Below are 24,247 nucleotides of genomic sequence, written 5' to 3' on the forward strand. Positions count from 1 at the left end.
GTTGGAGCCCGCGGCGGTAGGAAGGTTTGTTGATCCATCAGTGCTGGCTATCCGATGGGTAGCGAATGCACGCGTTTTCGCCGTTGTGCGAACGGAGGACGAATCATGGGGGAGCTGAAGAAGCTGGATCTCGCGGCCATCGGCTGGCCCAATGTTTTTCCACACTACATCGATAGTCGGTTCCTGAGTGGGAAAGGGCGTTGGTGGACGTGTCCGCTCTGCAATGGGGAAGAGACTTTCCGGCTCTACCCCGCTGAGAAAGACCCTAGCGGTGGTTGGCATTGTGCGCGCTGCTTGAAGGGTGGTACGGGCGTGCAGCTGATTCATGAAGTGACGGGCAAACCGTATCGCGAGATCTACTACGAGCTCAGGACCGGCAACTACAACGGTGGTATTCCCGTCGCGGTGGTGCGCAAGGCCAAGCCGGTCCCGGTCCGGCCTGAAAAAAGCGACGAGCAGAAGTGTCGCGACATGCAGGCTGCGTGGGACGGTGCCGCTCCGGTGACTATCGATTCGCCCGCCTGGACATACCTGTCGACGCGGATTCCCGGACTACGGCTCGATTGGATCGGGCGCGACGTGCGCTGTCACCCTGGCTTGGAGTACGTCGATGCCTTCGGCAAGAAGCAGGGGAAGTTTCCCGTAATGCTTCAGCGCGCGCGGTCGCAAGCCGGGAAGCCGCGGCGTGTCCATCGCACCTACCTCACGGCCGACGGCGAGAAGGTTCCCTTTCTCACCAAGAACGGGAAGCCGCGAGCGAAGCTGGAGATGAGCGCGCCGGCCGGCAGTTTCGGTTCGTCGGTGCGGCTCAACACGACGCGGTCTCGCACGCTAGCGCTGGTGGAAGGCGCGGAGACTGGCTTTGCGGTCGTCGCACGGTACGAGAATCGCATCGAGGTCCGCTGCCTGCTGAATTGCGGTGGCCTGGAGCATGCCGATATCAACTGGAACGACTACGACCACGTGATCATCTACGCCGATCGCGACAAGGTTGACCAACGGCGCGGCTTCCGTCCGGGCGAACATCATGCGCAGCTTCTTGCTGATCGCATTCGTGCGCACGGCAAGCGCGTTTCGATCGTTAAGTCGGTAGTCGAGGGCGTAGATTTCTGCGACGTGTGGAAGTTGCAGCACCAGCGGCGGGCACAAAAGCGTGACCTCGTGCGGGCCAGGCAACTGGCGCGGGAAGAATCGCGGAGGCGGAACCTGACACGAACCGGCAGTAGCGGAATGCGTGCAGCAATGTGACTTCGATGCCGGCATTCGCCGGCACATTTTTTCTTACCCGGTGGGGATACGTCCCCTCCGGGCCGTATTGCGCCGGGCCACATCACGAGGTGAATGATGGGCTCGTTTCGACTGGTGCTGGATGAGTTTGAAGTGATCGAGGTACCACCCAAGGTGGCGTCTGAGGGGGCAGCGGTCCTTTCCGAAGGTCCGCGTTTCGACGTGATCGACCGGCTGCTCAAAGGCGACGATCGCTACATCCTGCGGGATGAAGCGTTTCAGCCGGCGGTCGATTTTTGTATGGCGTGGCTCGAGGAAAAAGAGAAGAGCCGAGCGCACTAAACCTGAAGACAAGCGACTTCCCACGGGAAGTCGCTTTTTTTTGCTTAGTCGCCCACGATAACCAGGACGAGAAGGAGGATGACCTTGAAGACTCGCCACGCCCCGCCGGCCCAAAACGTGCCGATTGCGCCAACTAGAAGAAACAGACTGGCGATATCGCCCGCGCCGTGGTTGTGCATGAAGGCGCCGGCCATGAAGATCAGGGAGTACACCAAGACCAGAACGAGGCGACGCAAAACGAACGGCAACGCCCTGTAGCCACTGGCGATGGCGGAAGGGAGGCCACCGATCATGCTCATTCGTCACCTTGGCGCTGCGCGGCCTTGAGCGCGCCCGCGCAGTAGTAGCCCGCGATCACGAACGCTGCCGCGCACGCGAGAAACAGCGGCGACGTGAGCTTGTCCACGATTTCACCCGTCCGAATCCATTCGATCAGTTCCAGCATTTTCTTCTCCTTATCTATCGGTGCAGGACGTGTCGAACGTCTTGAACACCTACCTCGTACTGCTATTTTCTCAGGTCTACGCGGAAAGCAAGTCGCGATTTGGCGAGCCGCCCGCGAGTCACATCCACGCCCCGAGCTGGTCGTGCAGTGCGTCGTCGAAGCTCGTCCGATCATGGCTCCCATCCCCGACGCTGAGTACCTGAAATTCATCGTTCTCGACCGTGCTGACCTGGCGTGCGAGAGCATCCTGCCGGGGTGGGGCATCACCCAGGATCGCCGGCGGCGGTGCGGTGACGACATGCCCCGTCAATTCATGGCGCAACGCCGATTCCGCGAGCGCCTTGAGGACGGCGGCCCGGCGACGGGCCGAGGAGCACGTGCTCAACCGCTCGAACAGCAGCGGCGACACGAGCTCGTTGATCGTGATGGTCATCTCGATCTTGTCGCTCATGCCGGCTCCTTAGCGCCGCTCGCGCGCGAGGCTGGACTCGCCGACCAGCAGGAAGCCACGCACGTTCGCAAGGCACGGTGCGTCGATCACCTCGATCACGACTCGGGGAAACGCACGTCGGATGACCGCCGCATAGAGCGCGGCACCGCCGCCGGACAGGATGATCGAACGGACGTTCGCCAACCGGCCGACGTTGTTCTGCATCTCCTTCACGACGCCCGAAATCAGCGGTTGCGCCATCTCGAGATAGGGTGCAAGGTCGATGTTCGAGCCATAAAAGAAGAACGGCGTCTGTTCGCGCAGCGCCTTGTCGATGCGCTCGATGTCTTCCACTTCGTCGCCTTGGTCGCGGGCGATCAGGGCGGCGATGCGCTGGTAGATCTGCGATGCGCCGCCGGGCATGCCGCCGCTGCGCTTGTCGTCCATCGTGAAGCCGTTCGCATAGACCCAGTCGGTGGTGAAGTAACCGACGTCGACGACGAGATGTTCCACGTCGCGACCGAACCCGCCCTGACGATTGCTGGATGCGAGGACGAGCGAGCCGAGCGGCTGCGGGATCACCATAACCTTGTCTATCTTCACGCGGCCTGCTCCGAAGTCGAGCTGACCGGTAAACCGCTCTTTGAGCTCGGCCGAGTACTTCTTCATGTTGTGAACGGGCAGACCCAGCACGAGCCGCTCGATGTGGTCTACGCCGGCGAAGTGGATCGCGCCGAACAGTAGAGCGGCATAGTTTGCCGAAAGCACGTAGTCGTCCGCCAGCGCGCGGCCGGTGTTCCCGTAGGCGGCGGTCAGCGACACATCCGGGCCGACCTCGTATTCGACCTGGTCGATCACGATCGTGGCGACCTTGCGTGCGGTGAGAACGCTTTCGCCGTAACCGGCGATCGAGCGACTGGCCGCAAGCGGCGCCAGCGACGGGAACATGCCGGATGCGACGGAGTTGGTTGCGGCACGGTGGGCGTACTTCGTGTTGCCGTAGCCGACGTCGATAGCAAAGACTGCAGTTTTCAAGGGCGACTCCTTTGGTCACTGATTCATGGAAGGCTGGTGCAACGTCGAACCTGGAGTCGAACTTCGGCGCTGCCACAGCACCAAAGTCCTAGATAAAGTCGGACATTGAGAACGGGCCGCTATCGAAGTCGGACATAAAGTGGGAGATTGCAACGGCGAGCCCTTGAATCTCCCGGATAAAGTCCGAGATTGCGTGATTCAGTCTATCGAGCGGTACGCAAAGTCAAGTTTTGGAAAGCGGCGCACTTCCCGCCAGCTTTCGCGCGGCCGAGCGTGACAAAACGGCCTATTCTGGGCATCACCTACCGCGTCATCGACGCATCGAACCTGAGCGCCAGGCGCTCACACGTCCCTTCTGGCCCGTTCTGGGCCTCCTACGCAGTGAAATGTCCGGGCCGCACATTGACGCGGCCTTTTTCTGAAGTAAATCAAGTACACAGTGGTCCACCTTGAGGACCCCTGGACAGTGCGATATCCATACGATTGGCGGCGGTTTGCCGCAATGGGACGCAATGAGGACATGTGGACACCGGACACCGGACACCGGACACCGGACACCGGACACCGGACACCGGACACCGGACACCGGACACCGGACAGTCCACACGGCCTCTATTGCGTCTATCCACGCCCTTTCAGCGAATGAGCTGGGTGCGTTCAGGAAGCCCGACACGCCGCGGCCGACATGAACGTGCTTGGGGGCGGGGGAAGTCTTGCGAACCGGAGAGACCGGCGTCGCGATTCCCTGATCGGAAGAACGAACGGTAGGCGCAGCCGTAACCCAAATGCGCAACAGGAATTGCCCGGCACATAGCCCGGCGCCGGCGACCGCGAGGATCGTCGACGTCGAGACGCGCAAGCGTCAGGCTGGCAGGGTAGCCACGATGCCGGACTGGGCGGAGGCAATCCGCGCAGCGCGTCCGACAAGCGGGCGCGAAATGATCGGTGACGGTTTGCGCGAAGCGCGGGCAGCGTCGGTCATGGCAGCAGGATGGACAGTCGGATTGCATGCTCTTCCCATGCAGCGGGCTGATCGGATGGAATCGCTAAAGGACAGGAAGCAGCAAGACCGCGCCGGCGGATACCGGCGGAGCCATTCGCGCGAGCGAGGGCGAGAGAAGTAGTCGTTGTCGCGTCAGGTAGGGGCGCGCAACGGACTGCAAAGGTGAACGTCTATGGGGTCGCCGCGCGGAATCCAGACCGACCCGCGCCGATTGATGTGGGGAACGTTTGCGCGGAGCGAGGGCTGCTGGCTGATCGAAGACCTATTGCGCCAGCGGAATCGGCCGATCAACGGCGGAGCCCGGCAGAGCGTTTCTTGACCGAGCCGCCGCGCACCGTACGATGGGTTCGCGAACGGTATCGATCACTGGGATCGTGGTCGACGATTTCGCGGAGCGCGATTGGCGGGCCGCCGCCGCGGAGGCATGCGGCACGCTCAGGACGATCGATTGACGACAGGAAGTGGCGGGTGAATTCCGCCGGGTGTAAGCGGCATCGACCGCAAGGAGTAAATGGATGGCTGCGATCCTCAACGTTCGGGCTGTTGTGGGACGCTATCGACTGTCGCCCGAGTTTCGCGACGCGTTGCTGGTGCTGTTCGATCAGCATGTCGCTGAAATCCACAGCACGACGCGGATCAGCAAGCGAGCGCTGTCGATCAAGACGCAGGAATACCGGGCGACGGCGATCTGCAAGGCGTTCGTCGAACTGCGCGAGGGTGGGTTCGCGCTGCAGACGCCGTGGTCGCTGAAGACAAAGCACGTCGAGTACCTCGTTGACCGTTGGGTCAAGGATCAGCAGTCGGGCGGCACGATCGAGAACAAGCTCACGTATCTGCGAGCGCTCGCCCAGTGGCTGGGTAAGGCGAACCTGGTTGGCACGCTCGGCGACTATGTTGATCGCCGTGAAGCGGGCCTTGAGCGCAGCTACGTGGCGACGGAAGACAAGTCATGGGCGGCGAACGGGGTGGACGCGGTTACGAAGATCGAAGAGATCGCGCGGACGTGTCCGTACACCGCGGTGCAGCTCAAACTGCAGGCGGCTTTTGGGCTACGTGTCGAGGAGAGCTTCATGCTGCGCCCGGCAGAAGCGGTGCGCGATCCGCACATGCTTGCGGTGACGCGAGGAACGAAGGGTGGGCGACCGCGTGAGGTGCCGATTGAAAGGAAGATCGCGATCCTGGAGGAAGCGGCGTGCTTGAGCAACGGTGTCACGGGATCCACGATTCCTGCCGGCCGAACGCTGAAGCAGTGGCGCGACTGGTACTACTACGTGCTCGCCAAGCATGGCGTGACGAAGAGCGGTATCGGCGTGACGAGCCACGGGCTGCGCCACGAGTATCTGCAGACGCTCTATGAGCAGGTGGCCGAGGTGCCGGCGCCGATCAAGGGCTTGTCTGCGCGGCCCGATTCTGCCGCGCATGAGGATGCGAAGCGCCGGGTCGTCGAGGCCGCAGGCCACAGCCGACCGTCGAAGGCGAACGCTTACTTGTCGACGTTCGCCCGACAGACGGACCTGAAGAAACCGCTGCCGAGCGTTGACGAGACGAAGGCTGCACTCGAGGCGGCTGGCGGCAACAAGAGCCACGCTGCGGCAGCGCTGGGGATTTCGAGGCAGGCGCTGTATCGATTGCTCGCGTCGCCCTTGCCACGTCAGTGACGGCCGCAGCGGGTTCTTGCTGGAGTCGGTCAGCAGCGTACAGCTCCGACTCAGTCGGGACATCAACCAGGTGATTCCTATCGGCTGCAGTCATTCGCTTTCTCCCGTCACTGCGACGTCGAACAGGTCCCCAATCGCTTTACGTGCCCGGCGCGTTGCTGCGGCCTTGGCGCGCCGATGCTCGGCGTCGTGGGCAAGGCCGCAGCGCTGACAGAGCGCCTTGAGGTTGTCGTCGCTGGCGTGCTCGGGCGAGTGGTCGAGGCGGACAATCGTGAGAACGATCCGCGTCCACTTGCAGCCGCAATATTCCGACGCCTTGCAGTAGCCGAGCAGACACCCGTCGTCGACCGCGAAAACCTCACCGTCGCCTTCGAGGCGTTGGAACGTGCCGGCATCCTTGTCGATGCCGCGCACGATGTCATCGCCATTCACAACGTGGCATTGCTCGCACCGATTGCCGGCCCGCGCGAGAATGCATGCGCGCGTCGCGGGCCATGTCGCCGGGCAGAGACTGCGCGTTTCAGGTTTGATCGGCATCGATCCCTCGCTCGGGCGTCTGGATGCTCGCGATTGGGGAACCGTCAGGCACATTCGCGCGTCCGGCAGTGACGACTTGTTCTACCGGATTCGGTGACGTTGTCGAGGCTGACTTGGGCACTGATTGCCCGTTGTCGATGGCATGCGCGAGGTGTCGAGCATACGTGGACACCGCGCGCCAGTAGGCTGCCATCGGCCCTTTTCGACGGGACCAGGCGATTTCCGCCTCGGCGTTTGCTTGCGTGCGCAACGCGCGAAGTACCGACGCGACCGCGCGACGTGATTCGGCAGGAAGGGCGAGCAGATCGCGAGCTGCGGGGAGTTGCAAGAGAGGATTGATATATCCCATTACGTTCTTCTCTCGATGGTTTCTTCAGGTATCGCCGCGCCGGATATCGCGGACCGCGTCGGTGTCAGCAGACTGCGGCTGCGCGACTGTCCTGTTGTCGGGTCGAGTGGCAATGCGGTACGTCTTGTTCACGCCGATCTCGGTGAGGTACCCAAGAGCCTCGCCGGCGAGCCCCTTCCATTCGGCCGTGCGGCGCAATGCGGAGATCATGCGGAACATGAACGTCGCCATCTTCGTGACGCGCGGGTCACGAAGCGGATCGCTGGCAGACGCCGTTTTCACGGATGGCACCCCTGCGTGACCACCGAGGATGTATTCGCGAATCACCTTCATCGAATGCGAGTCCGCGGCAGCAGTCGCGCCGTCGAGCACCGACTCGTGGAGCGGCGTGCTCATTCGATCGAGCGCCGTTAAAACGGCGGTCGGGACGGCGCCGCGAGCCCGCACCGACACGTCGCCGTCCGCCAGAGGCAGGGCTTGGTCCGCGTCAATCGGGATCGGTCGAGCACCAGCCTTGCGGGGATCGCCGTCGCGTCGTGCTCGCATCGTCTCGTGCGGCTTCTCACGGGCGAACAGAGCGTAAGGGCCTGCGTCCGTGTCGTAGATCTCGAGAAGCTGCCACCCCTCGCCGGCCGGCATAGTCGGGATCCACCAACTGCAGTTGAAGTCGCCGGATTCGAGATGTCGTTCGAACGCGTCGATATCGACTTCGCTCTCCATCGAGACGAAAGCGGATTCAATGCCAAATGCGGCGAGGAACCGATCCGCACGGACATCTTCATCGCACGCCGGGAATGCCGGATGCGTCAGCCATCCGTTCTCGTCGCGCACGATCGCGCGGGGCGCAAGCAGCGCTCTGCGCAGCCCTTCCAAATTGGCGTGCTTTTGTGCGGGCACCCGGCGTGTGTCGTCCCGCCGCTCCGCGCTTCGGTCAGCAACCGATGCAGGGCTCTTTTCGTTCAAATTGCTCATGAGGTGTGCTCCACTAGATTGAGGCTGGCGTGCTCGACACGTCATCCGAACGGGTCGAGGGCAACAGGTCTAGCGTAGCGTCCTGCCGGGGAAGTCAAGCGAGGCGCGACGGGATTGAAGTTCGCGTCTGCCGTACAGAGTGAAGTCGGGGCGTCGTGGGCGAACGCAGATTGTTGCCGCTATCATCTTCGCGCCCGGGCGATGCGCACTGGGGCCACAAAGCGTCTGATTTCCGATCGCTAATCGAGGTGGATTGCAACAGGAGGTTGGGAAGCTGGGAGTGCCGGCATGCTGATGCTGACGACTGGAAGGGGTGGTCGGAAAATGAGGCGAGAAATCGCCGGTGTAACGCCTGATGCGCGAGAGACGGGCTCGGTAACATAGCCTTGTCTCTCAGGTTCTGGCACAGGCCCTCGGAAATCGCTAGAACCATTGTTAAGCCGGCGCAAGCCGGCTTTTTTTTATTCAATGCGGGCGTCGCCGAACACTGCGCCGGCCGCTGGTGCTGCCCAATTACTCGGGCTTGTCGTCGTCCGAGTTCGTCCGAAGCGGTAGCACACCCGTCAAATAAAGAAGCCCGGCCACACCGGCGACGACGGAGACCATGATGGGGTAGGGTAATAAGCCCGGCTCCAACCAAGCAGCGAACATTGGCGCGTCCATCAAGCTACCGGGAGGATATGGTTTGGCGAGCCATCCTAGCATCCAGGCCCAAAGTACTGCGCAGAATGCGAGCAGGGATAGTCCAATCAGTCGGTTCGCAATTCTTCTGGTCATCGCGCTTTCCGATTCAATTCGGTATCTAAAGGTGATTTGGCGATTCTGGCTCAATCTCGCGGGATCCAGTGTGGCGATTGATTACCATCGATCTCGGTCTGGCATGGCATCGACGGCGGCAGCGATACGGTCCTCGAACAAGAAATCGCGATGCTCGTTCGGCGAGTGGATTTTCGGGAACTGGACATAGTCCTGGCCGTCGACCTCGATCCACTTCGCCAGCTGAACGAGTTTGCGATATCGTGCCGCGTCTTCGAGCACGGGTGCGATCGGCCACGTGTCGAAGGTGACGACGGTAGCCTCGACGAGGCGCTGCGCCAGCATCTTGAAGATCGGACCGATCTCGTCCCAGTCCCCTTCTACTCGGGACAACATGTCGAGCACCAGCTGCGTATCGCAGGCGCCGAGCTCTCTCTCGATCAGGTTTCGCAGGTCCTCAGCCGTTGCCTTCGGTCGACTCAAGCGCCGGTTCCATGTTTCGGCGCATCGGTCTTTCGCGGCCGCTTCGTCATCACCGATCACTTCCCACTGCGTCGACATGCCGCAACCTGTGCAATAGATGCAGACCAATGGTTCGGTCAGCGGAGCCTCGGGCGGGCGGGGAAGTACGTCTCCGATGTTCGGCGGGCCGCCGAAGCGGCCGAACCGGCTGAAATCGAATCGACGATTCTCGTCGCACTCGACGAGCCGCTGCGATCGGCCGACGGTCGGCCGGCCGCCACAGTGCTCACATGGATAGAGCTGTTCGATCATTTGTCGGAAGGTTGTAAGTTTCTCGTCGCCGGCATTATTGCTGTTTTTGCAAGCCGGCAAAACCGAGAAAAGCGCGAATATTCCTTCCGGTTATTTATCACCCGTCTGAGTTAATCGCGTGCAGCCCGCAGTTCCGCAACGCGAATAAGGGACAGGAGCGAGTCGGTGGACGTGCTGGATGTATCGCTTGATTCGGAGGATGCGACTACGATTTGATCGGAATCGGTAGGAAATACTCGTCGCGCCGATTGGAGATCGTCGACGAACCAGAAATGCCATGTTCGTGCGTAATGCCACCAGGTGCCGGCGCGTTCCAGTTCGTCCCACGACGCGCGGAACTCGAGGATGGCGCCGAAGCTCGCGAAGACTGCACAACGCAGGCCGCGAGCGTCGGTCACCGCGACGGCGAGCTGCCGGCCGCCGGAGAACGAGTCGGGCCGGCGGCATGCCATGGAGAGGGCGGGAAACTGCGGACCCCACTGATCGGTGCGGGAGACCGCGCGATGGAGGAACAGCGACTTGCCGTGCATAGGAGGCATCCAGGTTGAGAAGATGCCTTCATCTTGCCGGCGGCGCGGCGATGTCAAGGTCTGGTGCTTCGTCGCGCAATGGGAGGGAAACGGACATCTGCCAGCGGAAACCTGTCGATATCCCACTCCACGGACTGGATTCCGCGTGCCATACGAAGACGTTGCTTTTCCCGCTTGCGAGTCTCGTACTCGGTCAAGCCATTCATCCCGTAGACCTCAATGTGGGTCGGCTCCGCAGTGTCCGTTAGGACGAAGTCCGGCAGCATGTCGGCGCCCTCGTCGAGCCGGATCGGCTTGTCGAAGCTGCGGCCTTCGACAACGAGCCGATTTGCCATAGCGACTTCGTGGATGGAATCGCACGTGATGTACGTGGACGAGCAAAGCATTGCTGCGAGATCGACTACAACGTGATGGCCCTTCGGTGTGCGCTCGATCACGAGAATCGCGACAACCTTGGCATCGCGGTCACCGAGCGCGCGCATCGCGTGGCTGTATCGCTTCTCGGCAAGCGCGATTAACTCGCTATTGCAGTAGTACCGTTTTGCGCTCTGTCGCAATGTGATAGAGCGGCCGTAAGGGGTCACGCCAATTTCCGCGATCTCGCCGACGACCAGGCCGCGATGGTTCGTGCCGTCGCGCTGTCCAACGAGCGCGAGGAACGCGTCGAATTCGGCGTTGATCGCGGTGCGATCCGCTTCCTGGAACCTGCGCATGACGTGCAGGACCTTCTCGGCGGGTTCGCCGTTGATCACGGCGTCGCCGACTTCGGCGAGGACACGCGCAATGCAGACGCCCCAGTTCCGCGCGCGGTCAACACCGGACCAGCGATTGAGCCCGGCGACTTGCCAGAGCGTCTGCAGGAAGCCGAGGAGCGGCGCCGAGCGGCGCGAGGTAGTGGGTGAGCCGGCTTGCCGTGGGCCCTTTGATACTGCACCGACGGTGCGCTGTGTGAGGGCGACGTCGAGCTTCGCGCGCAAGCCCGTCGCGGTTGCCACGATGCCCGGCAGGGTCTTTCCGGATTCGCTGGTCCCATCACTCGGATCCTTGTGGAACGGACAGGACTGGCGATCGTGCATCGGGCCTTCTTCGGGCCAGCCGGCGAGGTGTAGCAGGCTGCCGTATCGGCGAATCTGGAGGCGGAGCGGCGCTGCGCCGCCGCGGCATAAGCACCGCGCGTAGCCCGGGTTGATTTTCGCGCGCTCGAGCTGACGGACGAAGGTGGCGGGGTTTTCCTGGACGTCGTCGAGCGGGATGGCGATTCCCGAGAACGAGACCTTGGCCGCTGATTTGTCAGTCGTCATGGGGCACTCCGTTTAGATGATCCGGTGCTGTCGCTGGCCTTGCCGTACCGAGCCACCAGTCGATCTGCTCCCGGTGTCGAATTCACCACGGGTCGTTCGGCGCGCCGCTGCTCGACGATGCGCAGATCGATTTTGGTTAGGGTCTCGATGGATACGTAACCTCGGACCAGATACTCGACCGCGACTTCTTCCTTGGCCCACTCTGGAATTAGATCGCTATCAGCAATCGCGCCGAGCATTCGATCGGTGAGGGTGTTGCGGTAGATTGCTATCCGGGACGCGGCACGGGACGCAATGGAAAAGGTGACGATCCCGGCCGGAATGAGTGCCGCCGCAATTGTGGTGTTCCGACCGAACCCGGAGGGCGTGATCAGCGACAGGACTCCGAAGCCAGTGATGATCATGCCGGCGATCCGTACTGCAGATGCCGATGAGTCGCGTTCGAGTTGCCTTGCGAGGCGGCCGAGTGTTATGCCACTCGTTGACGGAGTGCTGTTCATGGTAGTCATGCGTGGTCTATATCCATTCGTTGATGGGGGGATGCGAGAGCCGCGGCGGGATGTACACCGTTCCGGTGTCTTTGTCGATCAGCAGCCACTGCCCGTTGGCGAGCCGTTTCACGTGGCAGTGGGGATGCCACATCTGCATGATTCGCGCGGAGCGGCCGCGCTCGTAGCGCCGAATGGTGGCCATGACGAGTCGGACGGTACTGGCGGCCGCTATAAGCAGCCCGGCTACTGCCAGGATCGAGAGGCATGACCAGGCCATGCCGCCGCCGAGCTGGGTGACCAGTCCGGTGGCGATGGAGGCCGGCGCCGATAAGGTCGAAGAGAACACGATCGAGAACTGAAGCGTCCGGACTTAGCTAGCGAGCTGCCGGCGAAGCGCGGCGCGATCGCGGCCGAAGACTCCGAGCCCGATCGCGAGTGCTGCGGGAACACTCACGACAATCGCATAGGCCCACCAGAGGCGTTCGCCAAGATCCCGAGCCAGTGCGGCGATCGGCCGCTGCTCGAACCCTTTCGACTGGCAGATCGGAGACGCCGGAAGCGCATGGTCGGGAATTTTGTCCTTGCATACCTGGATCGAAAGCGAGCCGGGCTGCGCGGGTGGGTTGTTCGCTGTCTGCGCGGCGAATTCCAAGACTTCACGTGGGATCGTCTGAAACGAGAAGTTGCTGTACAGCGCGAGAGCGCCGCAAAGAATCACGCTCGGAAACACGAAGAAAATGTAGAAGGCCCATTTCCCCACGAACAGGGTCTGGCTGGCGAGATAGTGGGCGGGGTCCAGAGGTGCGCGTATGGATTGGTTGCTCATTGTGCGGGTGCCTGGTTGGTTTGACGGAGGCGGCGGATGCGCCCACCACAACCATGCAGCCGGTGGGGACCGGAGATGGTTGAGAAAGCGCACCATTTTTTTGGAGCTTTCTTCCAAAGTCCCCTCAACCGGTTGCGTCCACCCCTGTTGCCTGGAAATTGGGCATCTGGTCGACGGCCCCGGCCCTACAGGGTCTGCGCCCTTTCTCCACAAGGTTGTCCAAGGTTTTTGGGGAAAACTCGCTCGCGTCAACCGAGATGAAAGCAGCACGGAAACAGTTGTCATTTCCACCTTATGGCCCGAAATGATGCAGCTACGATCGTCGTGCACTCCGCGTCTTCGACGCATCGACAACCAGCCACCTCGCGTGGCACCAAATCTTCCTACACAACCCGATCGGGGCATCCCCGGTCTGGGCGGTGCTCCGTCTTCTACTGGTGGAGCACATCATGTACAACGCTTTGATCGAGCAGTTCAAGTTGGCACAGGCGACTGCGGCCGATGCATATCGCGCTGTTGCCGGCGCAGAAATTTCACTGTTTCCTGGCTTCGAGGATTACGAGCGTGCCACACGCTCGCGACACGAATACAAGGTCGAGTGCGAGCTCACGAAATTCTGCGTGGACCTCTCCGAGGTGGTGGTGAGAGTCGCGCGTCGCGAAGTGGCTCCAGCGGGTACGCGGATCGAGATCGATCGGCCGGTCGAGTTGGTAGCGGCAGGCATCGATATCGACGACGCGATTCGATCGGGCACAACGCCGGATCTGGACGCTTTCTGGTCACACCTCAAGCGGAAGTTCGCAGGAGATGCCGGCGCATCGATCGCTTATCAGCAGGCCGCCAAGGCAATCATCGACGGGCTTTGGCTGAAGCCGACAACAGAGATGAAGCGCACGAACAGCGGCATTGTGATCGAGGCGTCGGTGGGAAGCGAAGCCTCCTTCAGCAGCAGCGGGTGGCGTCGTGTTAGCTACTACTCGCAAAGTCGCGTTGTAGCACTGGTGACGGGGCTTACGACGTTTGCGGTGCAATCTGGGTGTGCGGCACTTGCAGGCGAGCTGAGGCATTGCCGCTTCGTGAGTGACGAGTATCGCTCGCGAGACAAGGCGAGCTTCACCGGTCTGGAAATCGTCCGCTACAACGACAAGTGGCAGTTCAAATTCGCGCACGCGGTCGGCGATGCGTTGTCGATCTTCATCAGTGAGTTCGGGGCCGAGTATCTCGCATCACGCGGATAGTACGGCACCTCCTACCTTCTTTCTTCGGCCCGCCTTGGCGGGCCGTTTCTATTTCTATCGAGAGATTTTCATGCAGACTGTATTTGATTTCGAAGCCAGCGACTGGTACGCGCCGCTGCGGGCGATGAAAAGCCTCGGTTCGCTCGACGTTGGCGTGGCTCACCATGGTGAGTTGGCAGCAGCGCGACGACGTCACCTCGGGCAATTTTTCACGCCGGACGAAGTTGCCCGGTACATGTGGGGATTCGTCGAGCGCTTTAACCCGAAGCGCAAAGTCCACGTTCTCGACAACTCGATCGGCTCGGGTCGCCTCCTGCAGTTTGGTGATCCGGAGCGCCATTCGATCTACGGTGTCGACGTGCACGATCCTGCTGTGGCGGCATGTCAGTCGGCATTCGAGGGAGCAGGGTTCAAGGTATCGATTCGTCGGGCCGGGATGGAAGAAATCCGACCATCCGGGTTCGACGTTGCGATGATCAATCCACCGTTCTCGCTGCATCTCGAGTCGCCGCACCTGTATCCGTTCGAATGCACCACGATCGGACGATATGGCCCGAACACCAGTGCGTTGTCCCATGACTATGCGTTGGCTCAGGCTTTGAAGGCTGCCAACGTGGTCGTTGCCTTGTTACCTGCAACGATGGCCGAGGCGATCGCGGGCGCGACGTTCGGGAAGCCGTTCCACTACTACGGTGCCGCGAAACGATTGGCCGGCTACTTCGAGCTGCCGGACGACGCTTTCCAGTTGGAAGGCGCAAACGTCCGGACTGCGGTCCTCGTGTTCGATCGATACCGCACGCGTCCGGGCGACTTCGTCCGCGCGGCCGCTGACCTCGGCCGACCGGCACCGCTCCTAAGCCTACATTGGGAGGAGCGGTCGTTCGACCGGCCACGGCTGCAGTTGCAGACGCTTGATGATTCCGTGCCTGCAATCACACGGCCGGTAACCGGAGACGCCCGGGTTGTCGTCGCGCATGACGGTCGCTGGATCCGACTGGGCTTCAAGTGCGGATTTATCGAGGCGATCGTGCTGAATGCCATCTACGAACATCGCATCTTCTCGACGGATGGCCATCGGTTGCCGCGCGGGTTCCGTTATGCGGGTCAGGGGCTGCTCGACCTGGAGGTGTATCTGGTCCAGGGCGATCCTCAAGGCGCCTTCGATAGGCTGCTGGAGCGTATCCGAGGCGCAGGCGGGAATCCTACCGTGGCGCCCGGCCTGCGTGAGCATCTGGCCATCCGAGCCCGGCGGTCACTGCGTCAGCAGACGCCGTTGCGGCACGTCGTGTATACGGCGGGTGCTGGATCGGCGTCGTCGGTGGTTGGCCGGGCGCGCGCTACGCATAAGGTTGATGACCGGATGTGGGCGAGTCCGCTCATCAAGGCCGGAGACGAAGTGGCGTTCGAGCGAGAATACGATGGCGCGTACGGGTACGTGTTGAAGGGCACCAAGTACCGCCTCGCGGTCGACGAGTTGAACGCGCGATTCGCGGTTGAAAACGTCGCTCAGGGGTGGGAAGTCGTCCACGAAGGGTTGGCGGCGCGCTTTCCTGATCACGCCGCGGCGCTTCGCGCTCGCGTCAGTGCACTCGGGATTCCCAGGTGGTTGGACTGGGAATTCCAGGTCGACGATCTGATCGAGACGCTGATGAAGCCGTCTGGATGCGTGATCGCTTGGGAGCAGGGCTGCGGCAAGTCTCGGCTCGCGCTCGCGCTTATTCTGGCGGCCGGCGTCAAGCATGGGCTGATCGTGGTGGAAGCACGCCTGGTTTCGGAGCTGTTGGCCGAAGCTGCGCTGACGCCGATTGGTACGGACGAAATCAAGGTTATCGAGTCGCCCGCCGATCTGGACGATCTGCGCCGCTTCAACCTGATCTCGTACGAGCGCTTGCGCATGGTGGTCGATCCATCGCAGTCGAGACGCGCGACGTATGCGCACCGCCTGCGGCGCCGAATTGGCCTGCTGGTCGCCGACGAAGGGGAGCGTCTTGCGAACCCGACAAGCGACCAAAGCCGCGCGCTGTGGCGATTGTCGGCACGCCGGCGGTACGTGCTGACGGGTAGCCCAATTCCGAACTACCCGCGAGACGCGTTCGGTCTGATCGCATTTGCAGGTGGCGATGGGACTGCTGCTCAACCGTATGGGTACCGTCGCGGTTACCTCGAACAGAACTGGCTCCAGTCGGTCGAGTACGCCGACCGCGGCATTGATCGATTCCGGGACGATTTCGTCGTGACCGAGTGGGTCACGTGGCAATTCGCGGAGAACCTGCAGGATGGGGCGAAGCGCGAAGTGCCGAAGATCGGAAACCTGTCGCTCTACCGCGCGATGCTCGCGCCGCACCTCAAGCGTCGCTTGGTGTGCGAGCCGGACGTCGCGAAATACATCCAGATCGAGGCGCCCGAAATACACGTTCATACCGTGGACTGGGAGCCGGACCATCTCGCGATGTACTTGCGCGCGGCCGACGACTTCGCATCTTGGTACCGAGATCGCCAGAAGGACGGCACATCCTGCAATCTGGTGACGATCCTCGCGAGAATGCGGGCGGTGCACTTCGCCGCAAACTATCCGCAGTACGGGATGGAAGGCATCGAGCGGCGGAGCGGACTGACCAGCAAGCAGAGTGCGGTGATCAACCGGATGCGGGAGATTGCTGCCGAAGGAAAGCAGGCGATCGTATTCGCCGAAAACCCCGGCGTGCTGAATCTGATCGCCCGCGAGCTCGACGCGAGCAAGATCGACACGGTACTGTTCCATGGCGGTATCTCGATAGCCAAGCGGGTGAAAGCAAAGGACCAACGGTTCCTTACCGGACTCGCAACGGGCCTGCTGTCGACCAAGGAGTCGGGTCGGGCAGGCTACAACCTCCCGAACGCGGACTATGTCTTGTTCTACGACCGGTCATGGACCTGGCGTGCGGAGTACCAGGCTATGCGGCGGGCCTTGCGGTGGAATCGCAAGGGACGGTTGCGTGTCGAGTACTTCCACCTGCCCGGGAGCATTGACGTCTATCAGGACCAGATGGTCGCGCACAAGCGTGATGCGATGCAGGCAGGTCTGGACTGGGCGACACCCGAGCTCGAGGACGAGGCGTTTCTGCACATGGACACCTTGTTGGACGCGTTCGTTGAAGACGTTGCACGGCTTCACGGCGAAAAAACGTACGCCATGCGCAAATTGTTGAAGGAGGCAGTGTAATGAAAGCAGAACGGAGCGTGACTGTTTCGATTGGTGATGGTGTGGTGACGATCAAGCGGGATGGGTCGAGTACTGCGACCGTTGCGGGTGTTCTCGGGAAAGTGATGAAGGGCGGCGCGGAAGTGGTATGCCTCGACCGCCTGGTTCACCAACCGTACGAGACCGAGTTTGTGGGATGGATGGTCAGCGGCGCTGTCACGACTTTGCTCAGTCGCTCCGTCACTGGAGAAGTTGCAGCGTAGCGTTCTGTGGACGTCCCCAGCTCTTTTACTCAGGCCCGATCGTTTGATCGGGCCTTTTTTTTCGATCACCGCGGGAGCCGCGTTGCGCAACCGGCGAAAGCTAGCTCGTTCTTTTGGGCTTTTCGCCGGGCCCCCGAAAATTCAAGCGGTATCTTTTCCTCATCTACCGCGTCTTCGACGCATCGACTCAGCCGGTGCCGCCGGCATTCCTTTCCAACCCCATCGGGAACCACTCCCGATCGGGGGCAGGTTCCCTCTTCGGAGATCCTGCCATGCAACAATTCCCTCTGCAGCAACCTACTATCAAGCTCGGACGCATCAAGCTGGGCCGGAACCCTCGCACGTACTTCGATGACGCCAAGATGGCCGAAATGAAGGCGTCGATCTCGGCTCGCGGTGTTGATACGCCGGTTATCGTCCGTCCCCTCGACGACGGATTCTTCGAACTGATCGCCGGCGGCCGTCGGTACAAAGCCGCGCTCGAAATGCGTGGCGATGACTACGACATGCCGGTGAACGTCAAAGACGTGGATGCGGTGGAGGCGGAAGAAATCGCCTTTACCGAGAATATCCAGCGTGACGACATGTCCCCCGGTGACGAGGCAGTCGAGGCGGCGCGCCTCCTCGGCCGCTGTCAGGGGGATCGCGAAGAGGCTGCCAGGCGGATCGGCTGGAGCCTTCCCACGCTCAACAGCCGTCTAGCGCTGCTGAACTGCAGTAATGAAGTCCTCATCGCCCTGAACACGCACCAGATTCTTCTGGGTCACGCGGAGCTGCTTGCCGCGCTGTCCAAGGAGAATCAGGATCGCGTGCTTCCGGTGATCATCTCCGAGAAGAAGTCCGTTACCGACGTGCGAAAGCTCGTCGAGAGTGCGGCATGCTCTCTGTCCGCCGCGATTTTCGACAAGACCGATTGCGCGGTGTGCCCGCACAACTCGGCGATGCAATCCGAGATGTTCGGCGAGTCGATCGCGACGGGTAACTGCACGAATCGCCAGTGCTACAACGGGAAGACGGACAAGCAGCTCGAGGTCACGGCCGCGGGCTTGCGTGACGAGTTCCCGACCGTGCGTATCGTGCGCGCCGGCGACAATCACACGCGGGTTCAACTCGCGGTCGATGGGGCGAACGGCGTTGGCGCCGAGCAGGCGAAGGCGTGCCACGGCTGCCAGAACTACGGCATCGCGGTCAGCGGATTGCCGGATTCTCTCGGCAAGACCTTCCGCGGCCAGTGTTTCGACACTGTCTGCAATATGCGAAAGGTTGCGGACCGGATCACGGCTGAGAAGGCGGCGGCGAAAGCTGCGACCTCTGACGCCAAGGGTTCGCCCGTCTCGACTAAAGCAGCGGGCAAGAGCGCATCGAGCTCCGACGCCGCGGCGCCGGCTGAGGTAACCGTGGTCGCCGAGTCCGACCGGGTGAAGCAATACCGTGAGGCACTTTGGCGCAAGGCACTGCGGCGCGACGTCGGCAAGAACGCGGCGCTCGCGCGACAGTACCTGATCGCGATTGTCCTCTCGGGCTATGCGCGCCAGATCAAGGAAGAGGTCTTCCGCTCCGTCTACGAAAAGGTGACCGACGAAAAGGCTCCCGCTTCTGATTTTCCGAAATCCCTCTTGCTCGCTGGCGCCACGTCCGATGAGCAGGCAGCAACCCTGGTCACCGGCATGTTCGTCGCGGCGGTCGAAGGTCTCGACGTCTCGTATCTCAAGCAACTCTGCAAGCACCACAACCTCGATCTGACGCAGTACTGGACGCTCGACAAGGTGTTTCTGGATCTCGTCACCAAGGCCGAGATGATGGTGATCGCCGACGAGCTCGGGCTGCGCGCGGCGATGGGCGACAACTTCAAGAAAGTCTTCTCGAAGTCGAAGGCCGAAGTCATCACGGCGTTGCTCTCCGTCGAAGGTTTCACCTACGAAGGCAAGCTCCTGAAGGTTCTCAAGTTCTAAGCAGCGGGCGGCCCCTGGCCGAGTCGCATCGACATTCTGCGCCGCCTCGAGCGGCGTATATTTTTGGAGATTCATATGTTTCAAGCACTCGAACCGCTACTTCGTTCCGCGGAGAAACTGGTTTTATCGCTGACGATGGATGGCGACAGCATCGTCGTGTTTTTGACGCCGGCAGGTGGCAAGGACTCGATGCTGCGACAGCCGTTGATCCTGAACGCGACGGCCGCAGAGCTCGACGAGGGCTTCGCGGCGGCGATCGGCAGCTTTACCGCTGCGCACCGGTCACTCGGTGAACAGGTGGCGGTCACCAATGCCATTCTCGAGTCCCAGCAGCAGTCGCAGGCGACGAAGGCGCAGAAGGCATTGTCGAAAGCGTCGACGCCTGCGGCCGCGAATGCGGCTGTGGCCGAAGACGCTGATGCAGACGAGGAAGGGGCCGGAACGGCCGGCGCATCGCCCGATGCGATTCCCCCGGCCGACGAGATGCCGGCCGGCACGGATCTGTCCTCGTTGCTTCTGTGAGGTAAATCATGTCGATCAGCATTTCTGCACTGGTACGCGAGTTCACCTACAACGGTATGGCGCTCATGGATCCCGGGCCGGCATTCTCGGCGGACCAGGTGCGTGATCTGTACACCGCCCAGTATCCGGAGCTGACGACCGCTGCGGTCGACGGCCCGGACATGAAGGGGGAGGTGGCGCACTACAAATTCGTCCGCGCGGCGGGTGCCAAGGGCGCCCATGCGTAAACGCGATCTGCTCAAAGCCTTGTCTGATCCGGATGGTGGCTTCAACCAACAGGAACCGGCCGATAGGCCGGTTTTTTTATGTGACAAGGAAATGCGGAAATGTTCTTCGATCCTGCACTCCCTGATTCAAGCATCACAGCTGGCTCGGCCGCAGTCCGGCAACCGCCACGCGCTGCCCCTGCCCGACGTCGACTTGCCGCTGATCTTCTGACGCTTCCCTCCTTCTCGGCAGAGGTGCCGGGGGCGGTTCGGTTGAAGTGGCGTGAAGACGTGAACCTGTCGGATTTGGTTCTGAAGCATTTCCAGTATGGGCCTTTGCGCGCAGGTGATGTTCAGGATCCGGCCGACGCCGGCGACGCGCTCCAGCAGGCGTTTCATGCGTGGACGCGACGCCAGTATGGGCTTCTTTCTCGGCTCCGATTCGCGCCGCATCTGTTCGACGCGCATGCGGTTCGAGATGTTCTCGATGGCCTCGGTAACGGGAACAACGATGACGACGCGACGCCGCTGTTCTTCGGGTTCGGCCTTGAAGATGAGTGGGTGTACTCGCTTGAAGGGGCGATCGAGACACTGCGGTCGGCCCACCCGTTGCTGTTCCGGACGGTGATGGCCACGTTGCACCGCGCATCGGCTCGGACGATGTTCATCCGCCTGCCAGACTGGTTCATGTACGAATTTTCGTGCTGGTACTGGGACGGCGATCCGAACATTTCGGACAAGGATGCGGACGAAGCGCTGAAGGAACGGTTCGACGACGACACCGAAACCCGTTCTGTGTATCTGCCGTCGGTTGTTCGGCCACAGCTTTGTCCGGACGACGCTGATCCGTGTGTGTTTAGCGGCGGTAAGTGGCGTGATCGACGTGCCCTGACGGACCCGGAGCTGTTGCGTCTTCGCGCTCGCAGCAGGGGCATGCCGAGGCCCGTCTGCACCGAGGTGCTCAAACTCCGCGCGCTGATGCGCCGTAGCCGTAGTCGAGATCTGCTTCACGTGAGCTACACCGCAAACCCTGTCTACGCGCTTTGCTCGGTGGTCGTTGAGGACAACCAGTTTGTCGGCGACCTTCTCGATTGTCACTTCGACAATGAAGCCCAAACCGGTGATGCGACCACCTACAGCGGATTTTCCCGTTTGGCGTCGACTCCGAAGGCTATCCGCCGCCAGTACGCCGACCTGGCGCTGGCGTTTCGCATTCTCACTCACCTTGACCGGCTTCTGGCGCTGGTGAGTCATCCCACTTAAAGGAGTGTGTTATGTCTGGTATCTCCGCCGGTAGAACCGGCTCGGATGTCGCGTTGTCGCAAGCGTTGTTGCTCTATACGGGCAAGGACGGTGCGCATTTTGCGACAGCCCACGCTGTCATCGCTGACCGCCAAAGCGGCCGACCCGTCATTGGCGCCGGTCGGCCGCTCGACCGGAAGGTGCTTGTTCAAACGCTTCAGCAGCTCGCCGAGCACGTCGCGCCGCGGGCGGAGTTTTTGCCAGCGACGGTGCTCGGGGTGTCCCCTGAAGCAGTCACGTGGTGGTGTCCGCCAGCGATGCGACGGGTGTTCTTCGAATGCGAGAACCTAGGGAAGCGAAGCGCCGTTGTACCGCATCCGGGGCTGGTGTTCCAGGCCTCGAATCAAGGCTTTCGCGTGTTCGCGGTGGCATGCAGCGATCGCCCCGTTCGCGAGACACCGTTGTTCGAGCCGCCGTACTTCAACACCTGGGACGTGGGGCGAATCTGCATCGGCAGTGCGCAGGTTCCGAAGCGCGTGGATGTGGCGTCGATTGGCGGCTGGGAAGCCGGGTTCTTCGATTCGGCGTTCACGCATCCGAACGCCGGCGGCAAACGGATCGAGTACAAGGACGGCGAGTACGCATTCTGGCGAGACATGCTCGACGGCAAGTTCGGCGAGACGTTTCCGCTCAACGCGCTGGTGCCGATGAAGCGGACGCTCGAGCAGCTGGTCAACGGCCAAGTCGGGAGGGGCGCATGAATCCGCTCGATACCGTTCTCCAGCAATCCTTCCCGTCGGTGATGGTTCCGTCGCGGGAGGTCGTTGTCCCGATGACGCGGTCGGGTGAGCGCCTGCTCATCGCATCGGATGGCGTCTATCTCGAAGTTCTGCGTCCCTGGGTGCGCGTGGTGCGTCGCATCGCGCAATACGCAGTCTCGACAGCTGTCCCGTACGGGAAGGCCGAAGAGACGACGGCGCTCTTGTGCGGGCAGATTCCGGCCGCGCTGGTCGCGGAGTTTTATGTGATGGCCCGGGCGGCGTTGCCAAACGAGGTCGGTGCGTGGATTGTCTGGAACAGCGTGACCTGTGCGTTCCGCATCGTTGCGTTGCCTTCGCTGTCGCACGGGCCAGGGCATTTGGTCTATGAGCGGCCGCGACTGGCAGACGGCGAATGGCTGGTGGTGGATTGCCATTCCCATGGCGCGGGCCCGGCGTTCTTCTCGCGCACGGACAATCAGGATGACAAGCATGACGTGAAGTTTGCGTTCGTGTTGGGCCATTGCGATCGTACGCCCTCAGTCGCGCTGCGGCTTTGCGCGAAGGGGATCTTCGAGAAGTTCGAACGCGTGCCCGAGTCGTGGGCGAGTGCGCTGATGATGGAGGTGGTGTGATGAGCGAGGTGATCACTCATACTATTCCGGCCGACATGCTCCGCCGGCCGTGGCGCGTCGTAGTGGTTGGAGCCGGCGGGACCGGGAGCGCATTTCTTCCCAGTCTCGCGCGGCTGCATCACGCCATGATCGAGCTCGGCCACCCTGGCGGGATCGAGTGCACGGTGTACGACGACGACACCGTCAGCGACACGAATGTCGGACGGCAGGGGTTCTATCCCAATGACGTCGGACATTACAAGGCACTGCTGCTCGTGAATCGGCTCAACAACCTGATGGGAACCAACTGGATTGCGGAGCCGCGGCGTGTCGATTCGTCGGTGCGGATCGTCGCCGACATCGTGGTAGGTTGCGTCGACTCACGTCGCGCGCGGCACGTCATCGTGCAGGCAGCGAAGCGCGGGAAGTGTCGTTACTACCTCGACTGCGGCAATGAGACGGATCGTGGTCAGGTCATTCTCGGGGAGTTCGGCAAGGCCCGGCATGACCGATTGCCCCACGTGGGCGATCTGTTCCCGGAGCTGCTGAACGCCAAGAACGACAGGGGCGACGACACACCGTCCTGCTCGATGGCCGATGCGCTGCGCAAGCAGTCCCTGGTCATCAATCAGGCGATCTCGATACAGGCATTCAACCTGCTCTGGACGCTTTATCGGACGGGGTCGCTGAAGTACTCGGGCAGCTTTGTGAACCTGGAGACGGGTCGCACAAGCCCCATACCGATCGATCCCGCCGCATGGGCGCGTTTCGGGTATGACGCGCCAAAGCCGAAGAAGTCGAGGCCTCGCAAGCGCGTGGACCCGATGGATCCGCATATCCCGTGGTAGCTTGCCAACACAACTTCAACCAGCGCCACCCGAGTCATCGGGCTGGCGCTTTTTTTCGTCCAGAGGAAAGCGGGGCGGTTTTCTCGATGATTCTGGCGCGCGGCGCCGGCGCGCAGTCCTACACTGATCCTGTTTCTCGCGCTTCTGCGCATCGACCCACCCGCACCGGCTCCGCCCGTGCGTATTTCTCTCACCGACCACGCGTCGGCTCCTCTGTCAGGGCAATTTCCCTGACGGGCGATTGCCCTCTTTTTTGAGGCAATCGCCATGTTCAAGCTTCTCATCTCTGTTCTGCTCCTCGCTTCGTTGACCGCGTGCGCTTCGTACGACTTCGGTTCCCCCGACGTCTACCAGCGCTACGACGTTCAGCGCGCGGGAGAAATCGAGGCGGCCACGGTCGTCAGCGTGCGCGGCGTCACGATCAGCAACGAGTCGGACCGTTCCGGTCTGGCATCGCTGTTGAGCGCGGGTGTCAGCGCATTTCTCGGTTCTCGCATGATCGGCGGCGGCAACGGCCGGTACATCGCTGGCGCGCTTGCTGGCGCCGGTGCGGCCTATGTGTCGCAGCGTCTGTCGGAATCGCTCGCGCGTCACGCCGGCCTTGAGGTCGTCGTGCGCACGGTGTCCGGCCGCACGTTGGTCGTCGTTCAATCCGACGAGCAGCGCTTCGCTCCGGGTGATCGCGTGATGCTCGTCAGCAGTTCTTCCGGCTTACGCATCACGCGCTGAGCCGTTCATTCGCCGGCA

Annotated in this window: 28 protein-coding genes; 15 read left to right on the forward strand and 13 right to left on the reverse strand. The window is 61.8% G+C overall.

Going from position 1 to position 24,247, the window contains the following annotated elements; genetic code table 11:
* Positions 1–105 precede the first annotated feature (105 nt).
* Positions 106–1,248, forward strand: coding sequence for a DUF7146 domain-containing protein (locus RZR99_RS25145; RefSeq protein ID WP_323122484.1), 1,143 nt, complete (start codon positions 106–108; stop codon positions 1,246–1,248).
* A gap of 93 nt (positions 1,249–1,341) precedes the next feature.
* Positions 1,342–1,569, forward strand: a complete 228-nt coding sequence (locus RZR99_RS25150; RefSeq protein WP_323122485.1) for a hypothetical protein — start codon at positions 1,342–1,344, stop codon at positions 1,567–1,569.
* Between the two features lie 44 nt (positions 1,570–1,613).
* Here RZR99_RS25150 and RZR99_RS25155 read toward each other — a convergent pair whose 3' ends face one another.
* The 4 genes from RZR99_RS25155 to RZR99_RS25170 form a co-directional block, all read right to left on the reverse strand.
* Positions 1,614–1,868, reverse strand: coding sequence for a hypothetical protein (locus tag RZR99_RS25155; RefSeq protein ID WP_226237397.1), 255 nt, complete (start codon positions 1,866–1,868; stop codon positions 1,614–1,616).
* On the reverse strand, positions 1,865–2,014 hold the full coding sequence (locus RZR99_RS25160; RefSeq protein ID WP_323122486.1) for a hypothetical protein: 150 nt from the start codon (positions 2,012–2,014) through the stop codon (positions 1,865–1,867). Before RZR99_RS25160 ends, RZR99_RS25155 begins: the two co-directional genes overlap by 4 nt.
* Before the next feature lie 118 nt (positions 2,015–2,132).
* Positions 2,133–2,465 carry a hypothetical protein gene (locus RZR99_RS25165; protein ID WP_323122487.1) on the reverse strand — a complete coding sequence of 111 codons (333 nt, stop codon included), beginning with the start codon at positions 2,463–2,465 and terminating at the stop codon, positions 2,133–2,135.
* Positions 2,466–2,474: 9 nt separating this feature from the next.
* Positions 2,475–3,479 (reverse strand): PRTRC system protein D, encoded by a 1,005-nt coding sequence (locus RZR99_RS25170; protein ID WP_323122488.1) that lies wholly within the window; start codon positions 3,477–3,479, stop codon positions 2,475–2,477.
* Positions 3,480–4,997: 1,518 nt separating this feature from the next.
* Between RZR99_RS25170 and RZR99_RS25175 the strand changes: the two genes are divergently transcribed.
* Positions 4,998–6,140, forward strand: a complete 1,143-nt coding sequence (locus tag RZR99_RS25175) for a helix-turn-helix domain-containing protein (RefSeq protein WP_323122489.1) — start codon at positions 4,998–5,000, stop codon at positions 6,138–6,140.
* 90 nt (positions 6,141–6,230) lie between these two features.
* Here the strand turns inward: RZR99_RS25175 and RZR99_RS25180 are convergent, their stop codons facing one another.
* From RZR99_RS25180 to RZR99_RS25220, 9 genes are all read right to left on the reverse strand, one after another.
* Positions 6,231–6,677, reverse strand: a complete 447-nt coding sequence (locus RZR99_RS25180) for a hypothetical protein (RefSeq protein WP_323122490.1) — start codon at positions 6,675–6,677, stop codon at positions 6,231–6,233.
* The gene (locus tag RZR99_RS25185; protein WP_323122491.1) at positions 6,661–7,026 is read right to left on the reverse strand and encodes a hypothetical protein; all 366 of its coding nucleotides are present in this window, start codon (positions 7,024–7,026) and stop codon (positions 6,661–6,663) included. The genes RZR99_RS25180 and RZR99_RS25185 overlap by 17 nt, the downstream gene beginning before the upstream one ends.
* Positions 7,027–7,050: 24 nt before the next feature.
* A complete protein-coding gene (locus RZR99_RS25190) occupies positions 7,051–7,998 on the reverse strand; it encodes a hypothetical protein (RefSeq protein ID WP_323122492.1) in 948 nt (315 codons plus the stop codon).
* Between the two features lie 858 nt (positions 7,999–8,856).
* Complete coding sequence (locus RZR99_RS25195; protein ID WP_323122493.1) at positions 8,857–9,528, reverse strand: Lar family restriction alleviation protein; 672 nt, start codon at positions 9,526–9,528, stop codon at positions 8,857–8,859.
* A 110-nt stretch (positions 9,529–9,638) separates the two neighbouring features.
* Positions 9,639–10,058 carry a hypothetical protein gene (locus tag RZR99_RS25200; protein ID WP_323122494.1) on the reverse strand — a complete coding sequence of 140 codons (420 nt, stop codon included), beginning with the start codon at positions 10,056–10,058 and terminating at the stop codon, positions 9,639–9,641.
* 53 nt (positions 10,059–10,111) lie between these two features.
* Positions 10,112–11,359, reverse strand: a complete 1,248-nt coding sequence (locus RZR99_RS25205) for a DUF1173 family protein (RefSeq protein ID WP_323122495.1) — start codon at positions 11,357–11,359, stop codon at positions 10,112–10,114.
* A complete protein-coding gene (locus RZR99_RS25210; RefSeq protein WP_323122496.1) occupies positions 11,356–11,763 on the reverse strand; it encodes a hypothetical protein in 408 nt (135 codons plus the stop codon). Before RZR99_RS25210 ends, RZR99_RS25205 begins: the two co-directional genes overlap by 4 nt.
* Before the next feature lie 112 nt (positions 11,764–11,875).
* On the reverse strand, positions 11,876–12,196 hold the full coding sequence (locus RZR99_RS25215) for a hypothetical protein (RefSeq protein ID WP_323122497.1): 321 nt from the start codon (positions 12,194–12,196) through the stop codon (positions 11,876–11,878).
* 24 nt (positions 12,197–12,220) lie between these two features.
* Entirely contained in the window at positions 12,221–12,676 is a 456-nt protein-coding gene (locus tag RZR99_RS25220) for a hypothetical protein (RefSeq protein WP_323122498.1), read from the reverse strand.
* A 449-nt stretch (positions 12,677–13,125) separates the two neighbouring features.
* Here RZR99_RS25220 and RZR99_RS25225 point away from each other — a divergent pair, with 449 nt between their 5' ends.
* The 12 genes from RZR99_RS25225 (at position 13,126) to RZR99_RS25280 (ending at position 24,229) form a co-directional block, all read left to right on the forward strand.
* Positions 13,126–13,914 carry a hypothetical protein gene (locus RZR99_RS25225; RefSeq protein ID WP_323122499.1) on the forward strand — a complete coding sequence of 263 codons (789 nt, stop codon included), beginning with the start codon at positions 13,126–13,128 and terminating at the stop codon, positions 13,912–13,914.
* A gap of 70 nt (positions 13,915–13,984) precedes the next feature.
* Positions 13,985–17,116, forward strand: coding sequence for an SNF2-related protein (locus tag RZR99_RS25230; RefSeq protein ID WP_323122500.1), 3,132 nt, complete (start codon positions 13,985–13,987; stop codon positions 17,114–17,116).
* Positions 17,116–17,358, forward strand: coding sequence for a hypothetical protein (locus RZR99_RS25235; protein ID WP_323122501.1), 243 nt, complete (start codon positions 17,116–17,118; stop codon positions 17,356–17,358). Before RZR99_RS25230 ends, RZR99_RS25235 begins: the two co-directional genes overlap by 1 nt.
* Before the next feature lie 272 nt (positions 17,359–17,630).
* Positions 17,631–19,310: a PRTRC system ParB family protein gene (locus RZR99_RS25240; RefSeq protein WP_323122502.1), complete on the forward strand. Its 1,680-nt coding sequence runs from the start codon at positions 17,631–17,633 to the stop codon at positions 19,308–19,310.
* Positions 19,311–19,385: 75 nt separating this feature from the next.
* Positions 19,386–19,832, forward strand: coding sequence for a PRTRC system protein E (locus RZR99_RS25245; RefSeq protein ID WP_323122503.1), 447 nt, complete (start codon positions 19,386–19,388; stop codon positions 19,830–19,832).
* 8 nt (positions 19,833–19,840) lie between these two features.
* On the forward strand, positions 19,841–20,059 hold the full coding sequence (locus tag RZR99_RS25250) for a PRTRC system protein C (RefSeq protein WP_323122504.1): 219 nt from the start codon (positions 19,841–19,843) through the stop codon (positions 20,057–20,059).
* Positions 20,052–20,270, forward strand: a complete 219-nt coding sequence (locus RZR99_RS25255) for a hypothetical protein (protein WP_323122505.1) — start codon at positions 20,052–20,054, stop codon at positions 20,268–20,270. The genes RZR99_RS25250 and RZR99_RS25255 overlap by 8 nt, the downstream gene beginning before the upstream one ends.
* Entirely contained in the window at positions 20,192–21,301 is a 1,110-nt protein-coding gene (locus RZR99_RS25260) for a PRTRC system protein F (RefSeq protein ID WP_323122553.1), read from the forward strand. The genes RZR99_RS25255 and RZR99_RS25260 overlap by 79 nt, the downstream gene beginning before the upstream one ends.
* Before the next feature lie 11 nt (positions 21,302–21,312).
* Positions 21,313–22,041 (forward strand): PRTRC system protein B, encoded by a 729-nt coding sequence (locus RZR99_RS25265; RefSeq protein WP_323122506.1) that lies wholly within the window; start codon positions 21,313–21,315, stop codon positions 22,039–22,041.
* The gene (locus RZR99_RS25270; protein WP_323122507.1) at positions 22,038–22,673 is read left to right on the forward strand and encodes a PRTRC system protein A; all 636 of its coding nucleotides are present in this window, start codon (positions 22,038–22,040) and stop codon (positions 22,671–22,673) included. The genes RZR99_RS25265 and RZR99_RS25270 overlap by 4 nt, the downstream gene beginning before the upstream one ends.
* Entirely contained in the window at positions 22,673–23,500 is an 828-nt protein-coding gene (locus tag RZR99_RS25275) for a PRTRC system ThiF family protein (RefSeq protein WP_323122508.1), read from the forward strand. The genes RZR99_RS25270 and RZR99_RS25275 overlap by 1 nt, the downstream gene beginning before the upstream one ends.
* A gap of 267 nt (positions 23,501–23,767) precedes the next feature.
* On the forward strand, positions 23,768–24,229 hold the full coding sequence (locus tag RZR99_RS25280; RefSeq protein WP_323122509.1) for an outer membrane lipoprotein: 462 nt from the start codon (positions 23,768–23,770) through the stop codon (positions 24,227–24,229).
* The last annotated feature ends 18 nt before the right edge of the window (positions 24,230–24,247 follow it).

The sequence above is a fragment of the Burkholderia alba genome (assembly GCF_034721475.1).
GTDB lineage: Bacteria > Pseudomonadota > Gammaproteobacteria > Burkholderiales > Burkholderiaceae > Burkholderia > Burkholderia alba.

Excerpts from the sequence above, each read along its gene's own strand:
- RZR99_RS25145 (WP_323122484.1), top strand. The coding sequence starts at position 106 with ATGGGGGAGCTGAAGAAGCTGGATCTCGCGGCCATCGGCTGGCCCAAT.
- RZR99_RS25150 (WP_323122485.1), top strand. The coding sequence starts at position 1,342 with ATGATGGGCTCGTTTCGACTGGTGCTGGATGAGTTTGAAGTGATCGAG.
- RZR99_RS25155 (WP_226237397.1), bottom strand. The coding sequence starts at position 1,868 with ATGAGCATGATCGGTGGCCTCCCTTCCGCCATCGCCAGTGGCTACAGG.
- RZR99_RS25160 (WP_323122486.1), bottom strand. The coding sequence starts at position 2,014 with ATGCTGGAACTGATCGAATGGATTCGGACGGGTGAAATCGTGGACAAG.
- RZR99_RS25165 (WP_323122487.1), bottom strand. The coding sequence starts at position 2,465 with ATGAGCGACAAGATCGAGATGACCATCACGATCAACGAGCTCGTGTCG.
- RZR99_RS25175 (WP_323122489.1), top strand. The coding sequence starts at position 4,998 with ATGGCTGCGATCCTCAACGTTCGGGCTGTTGTGGGACGCTATCGACTG.
- RZR99_RS25180 (WP_323122490.1), bottom strand. The coding sequence starts at position 6,677 with ATGCCGATCAAACCTGAAACGCGCAGTCTCTGCCCGGCGACATGGCCC.
- RZR99_RS25185 (WP_323122491.1), bottom strand. The coding sequence starts at position 7,026 with ATGGGATATATCAATCCTCTCTTGCAACTCCCCGCAGCTCGCGATCTG.
- RZR99_RS25190 (WP_323122492.1), bottom strand. The coding sequence starts at position 7,998 with ATGAGCAATTTGAACGAAAAGAGCCCTGCATCGGTTGCTGACCGAAGC.
- RZR99_RS25195 (WP_323122493.1), bottom strand. The coding sequence starts at position 9,528 with ATGATCGAACAGCTCTATCCATGTGAGCACTGTGGCGGCCGGCCGACC.
- RZR99_RS25200 (WP_323122494.1), bottom strand. The coding sequence starts at position 10,058 with ATGCACGGCAAGTCGCTGTTCCTCCATCGCGCGGTCTCCCGCACCGAT.
- RZR99_RS25205 (WP_323122495.1), bottom strand. The coding sequence starts at position 11,359 with ATGACGACTGACAAATCAGCGGCCAAGGTCTCGTTCTCGGGAATCGCC.
- RZR99_RS25210 (WP_323122496.1), bottom strand. The coding sequence starts at position 11,763 with ATGATCATCACTGGCTTCGGAGTCCTGTCGCTGATCACGCCCTCCGGG.
- RZR99_RS25220 (WP_323122498.1), bottom strand. The coding sequence starts at position 12,676 with ATGAGCAACCAATCCATACGCGCACCTCTGGACCCCGCCCACTATCTC.
- RZR99_RS25225 (WP_323122499.1), top strand. The coding sequence starts at position 13,126 with ATGTACAACGCTTTGATCGAGCAGTTCAAGTTGGCACAGGCGACTGCG.
- RZR99_RS25230 (WP_323122500.1), top strand. The coding sequence starts at position 13,985 with ATGCAGACTGTATTTGATTTCGAAGCCAGCGACTGGTACGCGCCGCTG.
- RZR99_RS25235 (WP_323122501.1), top strand. The coding sequence starts at position 17,116 with ATGAAAGCAGAACGGAGCGTGACTGTTTCGATTGGTGATGGTGTGGTG.
- RZR99_RS25240 (WP_323122502.1), top strand. The coding sequence starts at position 17,631 with ATGCAACAATTCCCTCTGCAGCAACCTACTATCAAGCTCGGACGCATC.
- RZR99_RS25245 (WP_323122503.1), top strand. The coding sequence starts at position 19,386 with ATGTTTCAAGCACTCGAACCGCTACTTCGTTCCGCGGAGAAACTGGTT.
- RZR99_RS25250 (WP_323122504.1), top strand. The coding sequence starts at position 19,841 with ATGTCGATCAGCATTTCTGCACTGGTACGCGAGTTCACCTACAACGGT.
- RZR99_RS25255 (WP_323122505.1), top strand. The coding sequence starts at position 20,052 with ATGCGTAAACGCGATCTGCTCAAAGCCTTGTCTGATCCGGATGGTGGC.
- RZR99_RS25265 (WP_323122506.1), top strand. The coding sequence starts at position 21,313 with ATGTCTGGTATCTCCGCCGGTAGAACCGGCTCGGATGTCGCGTTGTCG.
- RZR99_RS25270 (WP_323122507.1), top strand. The coding sequence starts at position 22,038 with ATGAATCCGCTCGATACCGTTCTCCAGCAATCCTTCCCGTCGGTGATG.
- RZR99_RS25275 (WP_323122508.1), top strand. The coding sequence starts at position 22,673 with ATGAGCGAGGTGATCACTCATACTATTCCGGCCGACATGCTCCGCCGG.
- RZR99_RS25280 (WP_323122509.1), top strand. The coding sequence starts at position 23,768 with ATGTTCAAGCTTCTCATCTCTGTTCTGCTCCTCGCTTCGTTGACCGCG.